The sequence below is a fragment of the Microbacterium azadirachtae genome, assembly GCF_025583665.1.
In the GTDB taxonomy this organism is placed as follows: Bacteria; Actinomycetota; Actinomycetes; order Actinomycetales; family Microbacteriaceae; genus Microbacterium; species Microbacterium azadirachtae.
The window spans coordinates 2,644,775-2,660,373 of the sequence record NZ_CP099706.1; the positions used below are offsets into that span (position 1 = coordinate 2,644,775).

Consider the following 15,599-nt stretch of genomic DNA (forward strand, 5'->3'; position numbering starts at 1 on the left):
CTGGCTCGAGCCCGAGGAGCAGGCATGAAGGACGCACTGAGCATCACCGCGAGCGCGGTGGATCCCGGGCTGCTGTCGCTGCCGTGGTCGCAGCCGCTTTCCAAGTGGCCGTCGGAGGTGATCGTGTCCCTGCCGAAGGGACTCTCCCGGCACCTGGTGCGCTTCGCAGACCTGAGCGGATCCGTCGTCGCCGTCAAGGAGACGACGGAGGAGATGGCGCGGCGCGAGTACGAGATGCTCGGCAACCTCGCACGGCTCGACGTGCCCTGCGTCTCGCGCGTGGCGGTCATCGCCGGCCGCACCGACAGCCGCGGCAACCCGCTTCCGGCAGCGCTCGTGACCTCGCACCTGAAGTTCTCGATGCCCTATCGCGCGCTGTTCACGCGCGTGCTGCGTCCGGACACCGCCACGCGACTCGTCGACGCGCTCGCGCTGCTGCTCGTGCGGCTGCACAACGTCGGCTTCTACTGGGGCGACGTGTCACTGTCGAACGCGCTGTTCCGCCGCGACGCCGGGGCCTTCGCCGCCTATCTCGTCGACGCGGAGACCGGCGAGCTGCACGAGGAGGGGCTCACCGACGGCCAGCGCGCCTACGACCTGGATCTGGCCCGCACGAACATCGCCGGCGAGATCCTCGACCTCGCCGCCGGCGGGCGGCTGGAGCGGGGCGTGGACGCCGTCGCGATCGCCGACGGGATCGTGTCCTCCTACCGGTCGCTGTGGGCGGCGCTCACGGAGCACGAGTCCTTCGCCGCCGGAGAGGCGTGGCGCATCACCGAGCGGGTGGAGCGGCTCAACGCGCTCGGCTTCGACATCGGCGAGATGTCGATCCAGACGACCGCCGACGGCACCCGGGTGGAGATCGAGCCCAAGGTCGTCGACGCGGGGCATCACCAGCGGCGCCTCATCCGTCTGACCGGGCTGGACGTCGAGGAGAACCAGGCGCGGCGCCTGCTGAACGACCTGGACGAGTTCCGGGCCCGCTCCACCAAGCACTGGGCGGACGAGGAGATGTACGCCCATGAGTGGCTCACGCGCGTCTTCGAGCCCGTCGTGCGCGCGATCCCGTACGACCTGCGCGCGAAGCTCGAGCCGGCCGAGGTCTTCCACCAGGTGCTGGAGCACCGCTGGTACATGTCGCAGGCGCAGGGACGCTCGGTGCCGTTGGCGGAGGTGCTGACCTCGTACATCAACGAGGTGCTGCGGCATCGCCGCGACGAGGCCACCATCATGGGCCCGCCGACGGAGACCATGTCGCTGCCCGTGATCACCGGGAGCGTCCCCGTCGACGACGAGGACGCGGACGTCGACTGGCGCGACCTGGTCTGACCCGCGTCCTTCCGGGTCAGTAGCCGACGGTGAAGCGCTGCCGGTGGTGCGCGCCCTTCTCGATCTCGTCCACGACGGCGACCGCGTAGTCGGCGCCCGAGATGTAGGACTTGCCGTCGGCGTCCTCGACGAACACCTCTCCGCCGTCGCGGTAGGTGCCGGTGCGCTCTCCGGGCACCCAGGCGCCGAACTCCTTCGGCGGGTGCACGTAGAACCAGTCGAGGTCCTCGGGGGTCTCCTGCAGCATCTCGAGCGAGTCGATGCCGAACTTCGCCTCGTGGCGGTACTCCTCGGGGACGCCCAGATCCCACAGACGCGGACCGCCGGGAGCGCTCAGGCTGCCCATCGCGCCGCCCACGACGCCCAGGCGCGTGGACGTGCCGGTCAGCGCCGCCACGAGGGCGCGCACGGCGTCGAGGCCGGAGTCGGTCATGTCCCCGCGCGGCGAGATGGCCGAGACGACCACGTCCGCACCGGCGAAGGTGTCGGCGAGCGATGCCGGGTCCAGGACGTTCCCCTGGACGTACTCGACGCCCTCGATCCGGTCCGTCGGCTCCTTGCGGGAGACCGAGACGACCTCGTGTCCCCGCGACGCCGCCTCCGCGGCGATGTGACCGCCGGCGTAGCCGGTTCCTCCGATGACGATGATGCGGGCCATGCGCTTTCCTTCCATTCCTGCACAGGGTACGGAAGGTGAAAGCCGCCACTCTCCCGACCTATTCCACGCAGCGCGCATCCGTCCACGGATGTGCGCTGCCGGTCAACGCCGTGCGCGGGAGGTCATGCGCGCAGCGCGCAGACCCGTCCCGCGGACGGCGCGGCTGCTCAGCCCTTCGCGGCGCGGACCGTGGACACCTGGTACAGCGCCACGGAGGCCGCGATCCCGGCGTTGAGCGACTCGGTCGCCGCCGAGATCGGGATCGACACGATCTGGTCGCAGGTCTCCGTGACCAGGCGCGAGAGCCCCTTGCCCTCGGAGCCGACGACGATCACCACAGGACGGTCCGCGAGCTGGACCTCGGGCAGCGAGACGTCGCCGCCGCCGTCGAGACCGAGCACGAACACGCCCTGCTTCTTGAACTCCTTGAGCATCGTGGTGAGGTTCGCCGCGAGGGCGACGGGCACACGGGCCGCGGCCCCCGCGCTGGTCTTCCAGGCGGCCGAGTTGACGCTCGCCGAACGCCGCTGGGGCAGGATCACGCCGTGGCCGCCGAACGCCGCGGTCGAGCGGATGATCGCGCCGAGGTTGCGCGGATCGGTGATGCCGTCGAGCGCGACGAACAGCGGCGTCTGACCGCGATCGATCACCTGCTCGAGCAGATCCTGCGGGTGCGCGTACTCGTACGGCGGCACCTTGAGCGCGACGCCCTGGTGCACGCCGTCGAAGCCCGCCATGCGGTCCAGCTCCTGCCGCGTGACCTCGAGCACCGGGATCTCCCTGTGCCGGGCGATCGCGAGCATCTCCTTGACGCGGTCGTCCATCTCGACGCGTTGCGCGATGTACATCGTGGTCGCCGGGATCTTCGTGCGCAGCGCCTCGAGCACCGAGTTGCGTCCGGTGACGGTCTCGGTGTCGTTCGACGCGGCAGACGACGACACGCGCCGGTTCGGATTGGATCCGCCCTGCGGCTTCTGCCCGACCCGCCCCTTGCCGCCCGCGGCGGCGTAACGCTCCTGGGCGGCCTTGCGCTTGCCGGCCACGTGCCAGGCGCGGTCCTCGGCCTTCGGGGTGTTGCCGCGACCCTCGAGCGCCTTGCGGCCGTTGCCGCCACTGCCCTTGGTCGCGCCCTTCTTCTTGCTGTTGCCCGCTCCGGGCCTGCTCGGCTTAGCCATCGATGCTCCAATGAGTTCCGTCTGGAGTGTCCTCCAGGGTGATGCCCGCGGCGGCGATCGCATCGCGGATGCGATCGGCGGCGGGCCAGTCCTTGTCGGCGCGCGCCTGGGCGCGCTGGGTGATCATCGCCTGGACGAGGGCGTCCAGCGCGGTGGTGGTCTTCGTGTCGGATCCGTCGTCGGCCCACTCCGCTCCGAGGGGGTCGATGCCCAGGATCCGGGTCATCGCCTGCACGTCGGCGAACGCCTCGACCGCCGCCTCGCGGTCGGAGCGGTCCAGCGCCGCATTGCCCGCGCGCACGGTCTCGTGCAGCACCGCGAGCGCCTGCGGCACGCCCAGATCGTCGTCCATCGCCGCGGCGAACGGCGCCGGCAGGTCGCGGCCGGCGTCCGCGAGGTGCGGGCCGTATGCGCGGATCACCCGCTCCTGGAACGTGCGGATCCGGCCGAGGGCGGCCTCCGCCTCGCTCCACGAGGAGTCGGTGAGGTCGAGGCTCGACCGGTAGTGGGCCGCGGCGAGCGCGTAGCGGATCACGAGCGGGTCGTGCGCGGCCAGCACGTCGGCCGCGAGGGTGAAGTTGCCCAGCGACTTGGACATCTTCTGCCCGTCGACCGTGACGAGGCCGTTGTGCACCCAGTACCGGGCGAAGCCGTCGCCGGCCGCGGTCGACTGCGCGAGCTCGTTCTCGTGGTGCGGGAACCGCAGGTCGAGTCCGCCTCCGTGGATGTCGAACTCCTCGCCCAGATAACGGCGCGCCATCGCCGAGCACTCGATGTGCCAGCCCGGCCGCCCGGCGCCCCAGGGCGAGGCCCAGGTCGCGTCGGCGGGCTCCTCGGGCTTGGCGCCCTTCCAGAGCGCGAAGTCCTGGGGGTTGCGCTTGCCGCGCGGGTCCGCATCGGCCGCCGGCTCCATGGCGTCGACGGACTGACGCGTCAGCTCGCCGTACGCCGGCCACGAGCGGACGTCGAAGTACACATCACCGGATCCGTCGGCCGCCGGGTAGGCGTGACCGCGGTCGATCAGGCGCTCGATCAGCTCCTGCATCTGCGGGACCGACGCCGTCGCCCGCGGCTCGTACGTCGGCGAGAGGATCCCGACCGCGGCGTACGCCGCGGTGAACTCCTGCTCCATGCGGTAGGCGAGCCCCCACCACTTCTCGGCGTCCGTCGCGTTCGCGAGCACCTTGTCATCGATGTCGGTGACGTTGCGGACGAAGGTCACGCGCCCGTACCGCTGCTGCAGCCATCGGCGCAGCAGGTCGAAGCTCAGCGCGGCGCGCACGTGCCCGATGTGGGGCCCCGACTGCACCGTGGGTCCGCACACGTACATCGTCACGTTCGAGGGGTCGAGCGGGACGAAGTCGCGCAGTTCCTGCGCGCGCGTGTCATGGAGGCGGATCGTCACCGCTCAAGCCTACCGGGGCGCCCCTGACAGTTTCGGAGCGCGGGACGCCTCCTCCACCTCCGTCTATTTGCGCCGAACCGTGGGATCTGAGGCCCGCAGGCCGCAGATCGGCGCAAATAGACGGATACGGGGACAGGGCGGCGGCGGGGGCGGGTCAGGGACGCAGGAGGATCTTGCCCTCGCGGCCGGCGCGCAGGGTGCCCTCGGACGCCTCGCCGACGCGTTCGAACGGCAGCACCGCCTCGACCGGAAGGGTGAGCGCTCCGTCCCGCAGACGCTGCAGGAGCTCGCCGAACAGCGCGCCGCGCCGCTCCGCAGGCATGGCCGCGGCGACCTTCGATCCCCAGAAGCCGCGCACCGTGAGCTGCTTGAAGATGACGTCGCCGGAGGAGATCCGCATCGTCGGCGACGCCATCGCCCCGAACACGACCAGCAGCCCTCCCTCCCCCAGCATCGCGGCAATCTGACCGCTGCCGTCGCCACCGACGGAGTCGATCCCCGCACGGATCGGGGCATCGCCGGCCAGCGCCCTGACCTGCTCCTGCCAGTCGTCCGCATCGGTCGCGACCACGTTCCGCACGCCCTGCGCGGCCAGCTCGGCGATCCCCTCCGCACGGCGCACCAGACTCACGACGTGCAGACCGCGCGCAGCGCCCAGCTGGGCGACCATGCGGCCGACTGCGCCGTTCGCGGCGTTCTGGATCATCCAGTCCCCCGAGCCCAACCCGAGCGAGTCCAGCACGCTGATCGCGCTGAACGGCATGGACCCGAGCTGCGCGGCCTGCTCGTCCGGCACGTCGTCCGGCACCGGGATCAGGCCCGCCGCGGATGCCAGCACATACTCCGCCCAGGCGCCGAACGCGCCGGCGGCCGTCACCCGGCGACCCACCAGGGCGGCATCCACGCCCTCGCCCACGGCGTCGACCACGCCTACGGCCTCCGTGCCGGAGCGCGCCGGCAGCTCGGGCTTGTACCCGTAGAGGCCGCGCACCGTGAGCAGGTCGTGGTTGTGCACGGTCGCGAGCAGCACGCGCAGCCGCACCTGGCCGGGGCCGGGCTCGGGCAGCGGCACCTCCTGCACCGACAGGACTTCGGCGGGGTCCCCGAACGAGGAGTGGACGAGTGCGCGCATGGTGAGCCTCTTCTCCGGCATGGACGCGGCGGACCGCCGCATGCTCCCAGCGTAGGCAGGAGCGGAGAACGGCGGAACGGGATCCTGCCGTCCCGGATTCAGCTGCGGGCGATCGGGCGCACGCGGGCGATCGGCTGCACGAGCGCCACCGCGGTGACGGAGATCCCCTCCCCGCGCCCCGGGAAGCCGAGCCCGTCGGTGGTCGTCGCCGACACCGCGACGGCGGCGCCGCCGAGTGCCGCGGACAGCGCCTGCTCCGCCTCGGCGCGGCGCGCGCTGAACCGCGGCCGGTTGCCCTGGAACTGCACCGAGACGTTGCCCACGGCGAACCCCGCCTCCGCCAGGATCTCCGCGGTGCGTGCGAGGAACACGTCGCCGTGCGCCCCCGCGTACTCCGGGTGGGCGGTGCCGAAGTGCTGCCCGATATCGCCGAGGCCTGCCGCGCCGAGCAAGGCGTCGACGATCGCGTGCGCCACGGCGTCGCCGTCGGAGTGCCCTTCCAGCGCCGGCTCGCCGGGCCAGTCCAGGCCTGCGAGGCGCAGGGTGCCGCCGGCGGCGAAGGCGTGCACATCGGTGCCGATGCCGATGCGCGGGAGGACGGGCTCGGTCGCTGCGAGGATCATGCGGGCGCGCTCCAGGTCGTGCGGGGTGGTGATCTTGAAGGCCTCTTCGGATCCGGGCACGTGATGGACGGCTCCCCCGGCCGCGGCGAACAGGGCCGCATCGTCGGTGTGCTCCGCCCCCCGCTGCACGGCCTGCGCATACGCCGCTTCGAGCTCGGCGCGCGGGAATCCCTGCGGCGTCTGCGCTGCGGCGAGCTCCGCGCGGTCGACGGGCGCGATGACGACGCCCGCGTGCACTCGCTTCAGGGTGTCGACGACCGGGAGCGCGGGGATCGCGCCGACTCCCGGGGCGACGGCGTCGGCGACCGCGCCGAACTGGGCCGCGGGGGTCAGCGCCCGGGCGGCGTCATGCACGAGAACGGTGTCGATGCCGTCGGCGAGCACGGCGAGACCCGCCGCGACGGAGCGCTGACGGGTGTCGCCGCCCGCGACGACCTGGACAGGGCGGCCGTCCGCCGCCTCCGTCGCCTCGGCCTCCCGCCCGGCCGGGACGACCAGGACCACCTGCGCGGGCTCCGCGGCGAACACGCCGTCGAGCGCGTGCTGCAGGATCGTGCGTCCGGCCAGCGGCACGAAAGCCTTCGGCGCCCCGGCGGCAAGCCGGGTGCCGGACCCCGCCGCCACGACGATCACGGCACTGCGGGTGAGGGGCGAGGACGAGGGCTGGTCGTTCACGCTCTCACGTTAGCGCTCGCCGACTCGCGACGTTGTGCGGGGAGGCGCTGCCGTTCTGCAGGTTCCGCCCTCCTCGCGGGCGCATCACGTCGCGGATCGATGCCGAACGCGCCCTGCGCGGATCCTCATCTCCCTGCATAACGGCCGGGCCTCCCTGCAGAATGTCAAAGTTACTTGCGTGAATGAGTACTTGATCTGATACAGTACTTGACATGAACGAGGACGCCTTCTCCGCCGACCTCCTGCGCGGGCACACCGACACGATCGTGCTCTCCACGCTCCGAGGCGGCGACCGCTACGGCTTCGAGATCTACAAGACCATCCGGGATGCGACCGGAGGGGACCACGAGATCAAGGAGGCCACCCTCTACGCGACCTATCGCCGCCTCGAGAAGGACGGCCTGGTCGAGTCTTACTGGGGCGACGAGACGCAGGGCGGTCGGCGCAAGTACTACCGGATCACCGACGCCGGGCGCGCGGTGTACCGAAGCAACGTCGCGGCATGGGTCGCCACCCGCCGCGTGATCGACACTCTCCTGGACGTGAAGGGCTGACCCCATGAACACCGACATCCACCGCCTCCTGGACGAGGCCTTCGCCGGGATCGAGATGACTCCCGCCGCACAGGATCTGAAGGAGGAGATCCGCGCGAACGTCGCCGCCCAGGTCGACGACCTCGTGGCCGCAGGCGTCTCCCCCGCCGAGGCCGCGCAGCGCGCGATCGCCGAGCTGGGCGATGTGCGTTCGCTGCTGGACGACGCGCCCGCCGCTCCCCTCGGCTGGGAGGCGCTCAGCGCCCGCAACCGGGTGCGGCCGAAGCCCGGGTTCGTCGTGCGCACCGTGCTGCTGAGCGTGCTCGCCGCCGGGGCCCTGATCGGTATCCTGCTCGCGCTGCTGCTCCTGCATCCTGCGGGCCCGGCGCTCGTGGCCGGCCTCGGCGCCGTGGCCGCGGTGTCGCTCGGCGTCGTGACCGCCGACGCGCTGCTGCAGGAGACCACGACGAACCATCCGCTGCCCGCGCGGCGCGCGGTCGGGTTCGGGCTGGCCACGGGCGGGACGCTGCTCGCGCTGGCGCTCGGCGGGGCGTTCGCGTTCGCCCTCGACCAGCTGTGGCTCGTGATCCTCGCCGCCGTGCTGCTCGTCGCCTCGATCGCGCTGTTCTCCTATCTCGGTGCGACCCAGACCAACCGCCACAAGGCCTGGATCCACGGCGCCATGACGCCGATGCCGCCGAACCGCTTCGAGACGGATCCGGAGGCCGCCGCCCGCTTCGGCATCTACACCGCCGTGATCTGGTTCGTCACTCTCGCCGCGATCGTCGTCCTCGTCTTCACCGCCGGCTGGTGGTGGGCTCCCGTCGCATTCGTGGCGGGCCTGGCAGCCATGATGCTGCTCCTCGCCCGCATGCTCTACGCACCGCGCAGCGGCGACCGCCGCTGACCGGTCGGGCGGATCCCGGCACAGAACCGGGACGGATCCGCCCTCCCCCACACGAAGAAGAACCCTCAGAACGGAAGGGATGCTCGTCATGCCTGCAGAACACACCGCCATCGTCGCCGACCACCTCGTGAAGGAGTACCGCGGCCGCGGCCGCCGGCCCGCCGTCCGAGCTCTCGACGGCCTGAGCTTCACCGTCCCGGCCGGACGCGTCTTCGGCCTCCTCGGCCCCAACGGCGCCGGCAAGTCGACCACCACCAAGATCCTCACCACCCTGTCGCGGCCGACCTCCGGACGCGCGGTCGTGGCGGGGCACGACGTCGCATCGGCACCCGGCGACGTGCGCACCGCGATCGGCTACGTCTCCCAGGGGACGGGCACGGATCCGAACCTCACGGCGACGGAGAACCTCGAGATCGCCGGTCGCATGCGCGGTCTCAGCGGATCCGAGGCCCGCGCCCGCTCGGCCCGGCTGCTCACGGAGTTCGACCTCGACGACGCCACCCGGCGCCCCGTGCGCACGTTCTCCGGCGGCATGCGCCGCCGCCTCGACGTTGCTGCAGCGCTCGTTCATCGTCCGCAGGTGCTCTTCCTGGACGAGCCGACCACGGGCCTGGACCCCGAGGCCCGCGCGACGATGTGGGCGGAGATCCGCCGTCTTGCCGGCGAGGAGGCGCTCACGGTCGTGCTCACCACCCACTACATGGAGGAGGCCGATCGACTCGCCGACGAGCTGCTCCTGGTGAACCGCGGGCGGGCCGTCGCCCATGGATCACCGGACGAGCTCAAGGCCGCATTGCACGGCGACGCCGTACGGGTGACGCTCATCGAGCCCGACCCGGTCGCCGTACGCACCGCGGTCGCGGTCGTGCCGGGCCTGCGCGACGTGCTGGTCGAGACGTCCGGCGTCGACGGCCTGCTCGTGGCGCGCACCGACGACGCCGCCTCGGCGGTCGGCGCCGTGATCGCCGCGCTCGACGCCGCAGGAGTCCGCTACGGACAGGTCGCGGCTTCCCACCCCACCCTCGACGACGTGTACCTGCACTTCGTCGGCCACACCTTCGGCGACGCCCCCACGTCCGCCCTCACGGAAGGAGTCGCCGCATGAGCGCGATCGCCCTCTCCCCCGCCCACCAGGCCGCCGCCGCCCAGGCGGGCTGGCTCACGCAGACCGGGCAGGTGTTCCGGCGCTGGTCCATCGTGTCCGTGCGCCAGGCCTGGGGCCCGGTCATGAGCCTGATCCAGCCGGTGATCTGGATCCTGCTGTTCGGCCAGGTGTTCCGCACTCTCGGTGCGCTGCCGGCCTTCGGCGGCCACGGCTACATCGACTACCTCGTGCCGGGGATCCTCATGATGACGGTGCTCTACTCGGGTGCCTGGGCCGGCACCGGCTACATCGAGGACATCGACTCGGGGGTGATGGACCAGTACCTCACGTCTCCCCTGCGGCGCTCGGCGATCATCGCCGGCCAGCTGCTGCAGCAACTCGTGATCAACGTGCTGCAGTCGGTCGTCGTGCTGGGCATCGGCTGGCTCGGCGGTGCGCGCTATCCCGGCGGCGCCGGCGGAATGCTCGCCGCCCTCGCGGTCGCGACCCTGCTCGCGGCGACGTTCTGCTGCGCCTCGACGGCGGTCGCGCTCACGGCGCGCAGCCAGATCGCGCTCATCAGCCTGTCGCAGCTGATCGTGCTGCCGGCCACCTTCCTGTCGACCACGATGATGCCCGCGGCCGCGATGCCGGACTGGGTGCAGAACGTGTCCCGAGGGAACCCGATGACCTGGGCGGTCGAGCTCGGGAGGGGCGGCCTCGCCGGCGCCTTCCCGGCGGACGGCTGGTGGCAGGCCGGCGGCCTCGCCCTGCTCGCGTGCGTCGCCTTCGCCTGGGCCCTGCGGGCGATCCACCGCTACCAGCGCTCGATCTGAGACCGTGCGGGCGCGAAGAAGGGGTGGATGCCGTTCGGCATCCACCCCTTCTCGAAGGATCTCAGGAGGCGAGGACCTCGTCGAGCAGCGATCCGGCCTTCTCCTCGTCGATCTTCTCCGCGAGCGCGAGCTCGGAGGTGAGGATCTGACGGGCCTTGGCCAGCATGCGCTTCTCGCCCGCGGAGAGGCCGCGGTCCTGATCGCGGCGCCACAGGTCGCGGACGACCTCGCTGACCTTGATCACATCGCCCGAGGCGAGCTTCTCGAGGTTCGCCTTGTAGCGGCGCGACCAGTTGGTCGGCTCCTCTGTGAACGGGGCGCGCAGCACCTCGAAGACCCGGTCCAGGCCTTCCTGGCCGATCACGTCGCGCACGCCGACCAGGTCGACGTTCTCGGCAGGCACCTCGATGATGAGGTCTCCCTGCGTGACGTTCAGCTTCAGGTACTTCTTGGTCTCACCCTTGATCACCCGGTCCTTGACCTCGATGATCGTCGCGGCGCCGTGGTGCGGATAGACCACGGTCTCACCAACCTCAAAAAGCATAAAGTCGTGTCCTTTCGGCAACCTCCAGGATACCACAGCCGGAATGCGCTAAGGTTCGCGCCCCCTGCCCGCTCCCTCCCCTCTCACGCGCATGAGCCGAGCCGTGTGCGGACGGCGCGTGCCCCTAGAATGGTGCTGGATCATCACGTGAATTTTCTGGAGGACCCGTGAAATCGCGCCTTGCTGCGTCCATCGCCCTCAGCGCCCTCGTCATCGTCGGCGCCACCGGGTGCGCCGGGATCACTCCGCAGGCGACCACGATCGACTACTCGGCCTCCGACGGCGCCAACGTGCCCCGGAAGGGCCCGATCGAGGTGCGCAACGCCTTCTTCGTCGTCGACGAGGCGGGCACCACCGGCAACCTCGTCGCGGGTCTGGTGAACACCACGGCGGACTCGGCGACGATCCACATCACCGTCGGCGACGGCCCCGGTCAGAGCGTGCGCGTCGCGGGCCAGAAGTCGGTGAGCCTGGGCGGCGACGACGCCGAGCCGCTGACGTTCGAGGGCCTGGACACCAAGGCCGGGAAGACCGTCGACGTCTACTTCCAGTCCGGCAGCGCGGAGGGCGTCAAGTACGCGATCCCCGTGCTCGACGGCACCCTCCCCTACTACTCGAAGCTGGTGCCGAGCGCGAAGCCGAGCCCCGCTCCCACCACCACCGTCGCGCCGGCGGTCGAGCCCACCCCGACGCCCAGCGAGACGCCGGTCGGCTGACCTGCCACGCAGAAGGCCCCTCGATCCTCGGATCGGGGGGCCTTCTGCGTGGGCTCCTCAGCCTTCGAAGCGGTAGCCGAGGCCGCGCACGGTGACGAGCATGACCGGCTCGGAGGGGTTCTCCTCGATGCGCGAGCGGATCCGCTTGATGTGCACGTCGAGGGTCTTCGTGTCCCCGAAGTAGTCGCTGCCCCACACCCGGTCGATCAGCTGGCCGCGCGTGAGCACGCGTCCCGAGTTGCGCATGAGCACCTCGAGCAGCTCGAATTCCTTCAATGGCATGTTGATCACCTCGCCGTCGACGGCGACCGTGTGCCGGTCGATGTCGACCGTCACCCTGCCGCCCTCGAGGATGCGCTCGTCCACGTCGTCCTCTGCCTGCACGACGCGGCGCAGCACCGCACGCATCCGCGCCAGCAGCTCGCGCGACGAGTACGGCTTGGTGATGTAGTCGTCGGCGCCGAGCTCGAGCCCCACGACGATGTCGACCTCGGAGTCCTTCGCGGTGAGCATGATGATCGGAACGGCCGACGTGGTGCGGATCTGCCGGCACACCTCGGTGCCCGGCATCCCCGGCAGCATCAGGTCGAGCAGGACGATGTCCGCCCCGCTCTCGCGGAACAGGGCGAGCGCGGTGGGTCCGTCCTCGGCGATCTCGACCTCGTAGCCCTCCCGGCGCAGCAGATAGGCGAGCGGGTCGGCGAGGTCGGGCTCGTCTTCGACGAGGAGGATGCGGGTCATACGAGTTCTCCGGTATCGGTGCGGGGGTGGTCCGTGCTGATCACGGGCGTGGAGGACGTGCGGGGCGGCTTACGGGCCTTCCGCTTCTTCTTGCTCTTGTCCTTCTTCGGCTTCTTGTGCCGGCCCGGATCCTCGTCGACCTCGGGCGCGGCGATCTGCGGAAGGCGCATGGTGAAGGTGGAACCGCGGCCCGGGCGCGACCACAGTCGCACCTCCCCGCCGTGGCGCTGCGTGGCGTGCTTCACGATCGACAGTCCGAGCCCCGTGCCGCCGGTGCGACGCGACCGCGCCTCGTCGGCCCGGTAGAACCGCTCGAAGATGCGGTCGCGATCGGCCTCGTCGATCCCGATGCCCTGGTCGGAGACGGAGATCTCGACGACCCCGTCGTCGACGCGCACGCCGACGCCCACGCGGGACCCGCGGGGCGAGTAGACGATCGCGTTGGCGACGAGGTTGCCGACCGCCTCGATGAGGATCTGCGCGTCGCCCTGCACCCAGGCCCCACGGTCGCCGCCGCGGGTGAGCTCGACGCCCGCAGAGGCCGCCTGCACGGCGTGCGCCTCGACGCTCGTGGCGATGACCTCATCGATCGCGACCGGGCCGAACGCGCCGAGTCCATCGGAGGACTGCAACCGGGACAGGCTCATGATGCGGCCGGTGAGCTGCCCCAGACGCGCCGCCTCCGCCTGGATGCGCGTCGCGAACGCGCGCACCTGCGCGGGATCGTCGGCGGCCGACTCGATCGCCTCGGCCAGCAGGCTCACGGCTCCCACCGGCGTCTTCAGCTCGTGGCTGGTGTTGGCGACGAAGTCGGTGCGCATCTGCTCGAGGCGCTCCTGTTCTGTCACGTCGCGGATGATGAGCAGGCTCAGGCGGGGCCCGATGCGGCTCGCCCTGGCCGCGACGAGCCGCGGATCCAGGCTCCGGCCGCCGCGCGCGAGGCGCAGGGTCGCCCTCTCACTGCCGCCCTCGCGCACCGCGCGCACGAGTTGGCGCAGCTCGGGGTTGTCCAGCGTCGCGCCGACCCCGATGCCGAAGCGGGCGGCCGCGGTGCTCGCCGCGGTCACCAGACCGGAGGGGTCGACCGCGCATGCAGCGTCGTCCATGGCGGCCAGGACGTCGGTCAGGCCGTCCGGCAGCTCGCTCGACGCCTGCTGCTCCGCCACCGTGCGCGCCCGCATCGCGGCCACGATCATCGCGACGACGCCTGCGCCGATCACGACCCCCAGCCCGAGGGCCAGCAGGGCGAGCAGAGTGCTGTCCATGTCCCCCAGCGTAGAGGTCGTTCACCCTCTGGATCGGCGGGTTCCGGGCCGTCGCACCCCCTGGCGCGGTACTGTTCACGAGCACGGCACCAACCGTTAACCTTCGCCGAACACAATCGGCACGTGCGCGCCACGACCTGTGGCGGGCACCGCCCCGTGCCCGCCTCGCGGGCCGCCGTGCGACCCTTCCCGGCCGACGTCAGGGGTCACCGAACGAAAGGTGCGCAGCCATGCGCGAAGTCTTCCACCAGTCTCTGGAGCACCTGCAGGCGCAGCTCGTCGAGATCGCCGACCTCGTGGCCGTGTCGATCGAGAAGGCCACCCGCTCGTTCGCGACCAGCGACGTGGCGCTGGCCGAGGAGGTCATCGCCGACGACGCCCTCATCGACGGGCTCGCGGTCGCGCTCGACGAGCAGGCCATCGAGATCCTCGCCCGCCAGCAGCCGGTCGCCCGCGATCTGCGCATCGTCGTGACGGCGCTGCGCGTGAGCGCGTCGCTCGAGCGCATGGGCGACATGTCCGAGCACATCGCGCAGCTCGCGCGCCTGCGCTTCCCCGAGCGCGCGATCCCGAAGGGCCTCAAGGGCACGTTCACCCGCATGGGCGAGCTGGACGTCGAGATCGCCCGCACCCTGGCCCAGCTGCTGCGCACGCAGGATCTGCGTCTGGCCGACACGATCCGCAACGCCGACGACGACGTGGACGAGCTGCACGCCAGCGTCTTCGAGAAGGTGCTCAGCGACAACTGGAAGGGCGAGGCGACCGCGACCGTCGACGCCACCCTGGCCAGCCGCTACCACGAGCGCTTCGCCGACCACGCCGTGGCCGTCGCGAAGAAGGTCGTGTACCTCGCGACCGGAGACTGGGCCATCGACGAGGAGGACATCGCCCTCGCCGTCGAGGCGCAGGTCGAGGCCGAGTCGGGATCCGGCCTGGCCTGAGCCCCGTCCCGCGCGGAGGCCTCCCGCCTCCCTCGCCGAGACCCCCGCACAGCGCCGAAACCCCCCTCCGCCAGCGCGGCGAGAGGGGGGTTTCGTTGCTCCGAGGGGGTCTCGGCGCCGTCGGCCGGGCGTTACTTCTTGCCCTGGTTGGCCACGGCGGCGGCGCCCGCGGCGGCGGCCTCGGGGTCGAGGTAGCGGCCGGGGCCGGTGGGCACGTTGTCCTCGTCGAGCTCGTAGACCAGTGGGATCCCGGTCGGGATGTTCAGTTCGGCGATGTCGTCGTCGCTGATGCCCTCGAGGTGCTTCACGAGGCCGCGCAGGGAGTTGCCGTGTGCGGTGACGAGCACCGTCTTGCCGGCCTCGAGGTCGGGCACGATCGCCGACTCCCAGTACGGCAGCAGGCGGTCGATCACGAGCTTGAGCGACTCGGTGCGCGGCACCTCGCCGTCGATGCCGGCGTAGCGGGGGTCGTTCACCTGGCTGAACTCGCTCGCGTCGTCGAGCGGGGGCGGCGGCACGTCGAAGGAGCGGCGCCACAGCTGGAACTGCTCGGGGCCGAACTCCTCGAGGGTCTGGGCCTTGTCCTTGCCCTGCAGAGCGCCGTAGTGGCGCTCGTTGAGACGCCACGAACGGGTCACCGGGATCCACAGCCGGTCGGCCGCGTCGAGCGCGATGTTCGCGGTCTGGATCGCGCGGCTGAGCAGCGACGTGTGCAGCACGTCGGGCAGGATCCCCGACTCGGCGAGCAGCTCGCCTCCGCGGCGGGCCTCGCTCTTGCCCTGCTCGGTCAGCCGGACGTCCACCCAGCCGGTGAACAGGTTGAGTTCGTTCCATTCGCTCTGGCCGTGGCGGAGCAGGATGAGGGTGCGCGTCATGAGACCCAGCCTACGGCGTGCGCCGCGCCGCCCCGAAGTCCGGGTCACCGCGTGACGGCGGTGACTTAGGGGACGCATAGCAGGCGCACAGGGTCAGTCCCGCCGGAGCCGAGAGGATCCTTCTGTCACCGCACGAGAGGACCAGGACATGAGCACCTTC

Annotated in this window: 16 protein-coding genes; 7 read left to right on the forward strand and 9 right to left on the reverse strand. The window is 71.3% G+C overall.

Annotated elements, in window-relative coordinates; genetic code table 11:
• The first annotated feature begins 24 nt into the window (after window positions 1-24).
• Window positions 25-1,329, forward strand: a complete 1,305-nt coding sequence (locus tag NFX31_RS12535; protein ID WP_262955866.1) for a DUF4032 domain-containing protein — start codon at window positions 25-27, stop codon at window positions 1,327-1,329.
• 16 nt (window positions 1,330-1,345) lie between these two features.
• Here NFX31_RS12535 and NFX31_RS12540 read toward each other — a convergent pair whose 3' ends face one another.
• The 5 genes from NFX31_RS12540 to ispD all read right to left on the reverse strand — a co-directional run bounded on the left by NFX31_RS12540 (window position 1,346) and on the right by ispD (window position 6,997).
• Window positions 1,346-1,987 carry an NAD(P)-dependent oxidoreductase gene (locus tag NFX31_RS12540; RefSeq protein ID WP_262955867.1) on the reverse strand — a complete coding sequence of 214 codons (642 nt, stop codon included), beginning with the start codon at window positions 1,985-1,987 and terminating at the stop codon, window positions 1,346-1,348.
• A gap of 167 nt (window positions 1,988-2,154) precedes the next feature.
• Window positions 2,155-3,162: a 23S rRNA (guanosine(2251)-2'-O)-methyltransferase RlmB gene (rlmB, locus tag NFX31_RS12545; RefSeq protein ID WP_045250646.1), complete on the reverse strand. Its 1,008-nt coding sequence runs from the start codon at window positions 3,160-3,162 to the stop codon at window positions 2,155-2,157.
• Entirely contained in the window at window positions 3,155-4,567 is a 1,413-nt protein-coding gene (gene cysS, locus NFX31_RS12550; RefSeq protein WP_262955868.1) for a cysteine--tRNA ligase, read from the reverse strand. Before cysS ends, rlmB begins: the two co-directional genes overlap by 8 nt.
• A gap of 154 nt (window positions 4,568-4,721) precedes the next feature.
• Entirely contained in the window at window positions 4,722-5,699 is a 978-nt protein-coding gene (locus NFX31_RS12555; protein WP_262957211.1) for a zinc-binding dehydrogenase, read from the reverse strand.
• A 98-nt stretch (window positions 5,700-5,797) separates the two neighbouring features.
• On the reverse strand, window positions 5,798-6,997 hold the full coding sequence (ispD, locus tag NFX31_RS12560; protein ID WP_262955869.1) for a 2-C-methyl-D-erythritol 4-phosphate cytidylyltransferase: 1,200 nt from the start codon (window positions 6,995-6,997) through the stop codon (window positions 5,798-5,800).
• A 212-nt stretch (window positions 6,998-7,209) separates the two neighbouring features.
• Between ispD and NFX31_RS12565 the strand changes: the two genes are divergently transcribed.
• The 4 genes from NFX31_RS12565 to NFX31_RS12580 all read left to right on the forward strand — a co-directional run bounded on the left by NFX31_RS12565 (window position 7,210) and on the right by NFX31_RS12580 (window position 10,357).
• Window positions 7,210-7,551: a PadR family transcriptional regulator gene (locus tag NFX31_RS12565; protein ID WP_045250649.1), complete on the forward strand. Its 342-nt coding sequence runs from the start codon at window positions 7,210-7,212 to the stop codon at window positions 7,549-7,551.
• Between the two features lie 4 nt (window positions 7,552-7,555).
• Complete coding sequence (locus NFX31_RS12570) at window positions 7,556-8,437, forward strand: permease prefix domain 1-containing protein (protein WP_262955870.1); 882 nt, start codon at window positions 7,556-7,558, stop codon at window positions 8,435-8,437.
• A gap of 88 nt (window positions 8,438-8,525) precedes the next feature.
• Entirely contained in the window at window positions 8,526-9,542 is a 1,017-nt protein-coding gene (locus NFX31_RS12575; protein WP_091479605.1) for an ABC transporter ATP-binding protein, read from the forward strand.
• Window positions 9,539-10,357 carry an ABC transporter permease gene (locus tag NFX31_RS12580; RefSeq protein WP_262955871.1) on the forward strand — a complete coding sequence of 273 codons (819 nt, stop codon included), beginning with the start codon at window positions 9,539-9,541 and terminating at the stop codon, window positions 10,355-10,357. The genes NFX31_RS12575 and NFX31_RS12580 overlap by 4 nt, the downstream gene beginning before the upstream one ends.
• Window positions 10,358-10,418: 61 nt before the next feature.
• On the opposite strand, the gene NFX31_RS12585 is transcribed toward NFX31_RS12580, so the two are convergent.
• Window positions 10,419-10,901, reverse strand: coding sequence for a CarD family transcriptional regulator (locus tag NFX31_RS12585; protein WP_045250651.1), 483 nt, complete (start codon window positions 10,899-10,901; stop codon window positions 10,419-10,421).
• 167 nt (window positions 10,902-11,068) lie between these two features.
• Here NFX31_RS12585 and NFX31_RS12590 point away from each other — a divergent pair, with 167 nt between their 5' ends.
• Entirely contained in the window at window positions 11,069-11,617 is a 549-nt protein-coding gene (locus NFX31_RS12590; RefSeq protein WP_045250652.1) for a hypothetical protein, read from the forward strand.
• 57 nt (window positions 11,618-11,674) lie between these two features.
• Here the strand turns inward: NFX31_RS12590 and NFX31_RS12595 are convergent, their stop codons facing one another.
• Both NFX31_RS12595 and NFX31_RS12600 read right to left on the reverse strand, forming a co-directional pair.
• Window positions 11,675-12,358 (reverse strand): response regulator transcription factor, encoded by a 684-nt coding sequence (locus NFX31_RS12595; RefSeq protein ID WP_045250653.1) that lies wholly within the window; start codon window positions 12,356-12,358, stop codon window positions 11,675-11,677.
• On the reverse strand, window positions 12,355-13,623 hold the full coding sequence (locus NFX31_RS12600) for a sensor histidine kinase (RefSeq protein WP_091479259.1): 1,269 nt from the start codon (window positions 13,621-13,623) through the stop codon (window positions 12,355-12,357). Before NFX31_RS12600 ends, NFX31_RS12595 begins: the two co-directional genes overlap by 4 nt.
• Before the next feature lie 230 nt (window positions 13,624-13,853).
• Between NFX31_RS12600 and phoU the strand changes: the two genes are divergently transcribed.
• Window positions 13,854-14,564, forward strand: coding sequence for a phosphate signaling complex protein PhoU (gene phoU / locus NFX31_RS12605; protein WP_045250654.1), 711 nt, complete (start codon window positions 13,854-13,856; stop codon window positions 14,562-14,564).
• 131 nt (window positions 14,565-14,695) lie between these two features.
• Here the strand turns inward: phoU and NFX31_RS12610 are convergent, their stop codons facing one another.
• Complete coding sequence (locus tag NFX31_RS12610) at window positions 14,696-15,439, reverse strand: phosphoglyceromutase (RefSeq protein ID WP_045250655.1); 744 nt, start codon at window positions 15,437-15,439, stop codon at window positions 14,696-14,698.
• Between the last annotated feature and the right edge of the window lie 160 nt (window positions 15,440-15,599).

Excerpts from the sequence above, each read along its gene's own strand:
- NFX31_RS12535 (WP_262955866.1), top strand. The coding sequence starts at position 25 with ATGAAGGACGCACTGAGCATCACCGCGAGCGCGGTGGATCCCGGGCTG.
- NFX31_RS12540 (WP_262955867.1), bottom strand. The coding sequence starts at position 1,987 with ATGGCCCGCATCATCGTCATCGGAGGAACCGGCTACGCCGGCGGTCAC.
- rlmB (WP_045250646.1), bottom strand. The coding sequence starts at position 3,162 with ATGGCTAAGCCGAGCAGGCCCGGAGCGGGCAACAGCAAGAAGAAGGGC.
- NFX31_RS12555 (WP_262957211.1), bottom strand. The coding sequence starts at position 5,699 with ATGCGCGCACTCGTCCACTCCTCGTTCGGGGACCCCGCCGAAGTCCTG.
- NFX31_RS12565 (WP_045250649.1), top strand. The coding sequence starts at position 7,210 with ATGAACGAGGACGCCTTCTCCGCCGACCTCCTGCGCGGGCACACCGAC.
- NFX31_RS12570 (WP_262955870.1), top strand. The coding sequence starts at position 7,556 with ATGAACACCGACATCCACCGCCTCCTGGACGAGGCCTTCGCCGGGATC.
- NFX31_RS12575 (WP_091479605.1), top strand. The coding sequence starts at position 8,526 with ATGCCTGCAGAACACACCGCCATCGTCGCCGACCACCTCGTGAAGGAG.
- NFX31_RS12580 (WP_262955871.1), top strand. The coding sequence starts at position 9,539 with ATGAGCGCGATCGCCCTCTCCCCCGCCCACCAGGCCGCCGCCGCCCAG.
- NFX31_RS12585 (WP_045250651.1), bottom strand. The coding sequence starts at position 10,901 with ATGCTTTTTGAGGTTGGTGAGACCGTGGTCTATCCGCACCACGGCGCC.
- NFX31_RS12595 (WP_045250653.1), bottom strand. The coding sequence starts at position 12,358 with ATGACCCGCATCCTCCTCGTCGAAGACGAGCCCGACCTCGCCGACCCG.
- NFX31_RS12600 (WP_091479259.1), bottom strand. The coding sequence starts at position 13,623 with ATGGACAGCACTCTGCTCGCCCTGCTGGCCCTCGGGCTGGGGGTCGTG.
- phoU (WP_045250654.1), top strand. The coding sequence starts at position 13,854 with ATGCGCGAAGTCTTCCACCAGTCTCTGGAGCACCTGCAGGCGCAGCTC.
- NFX31_RS12610 (WP_045250655.1), bottom strand. The coding sequence starts at position 15,439 with ATGACGCGCACCCTCATCCTGCTCCGCCACGGCCAGAGCGAATGGAAC.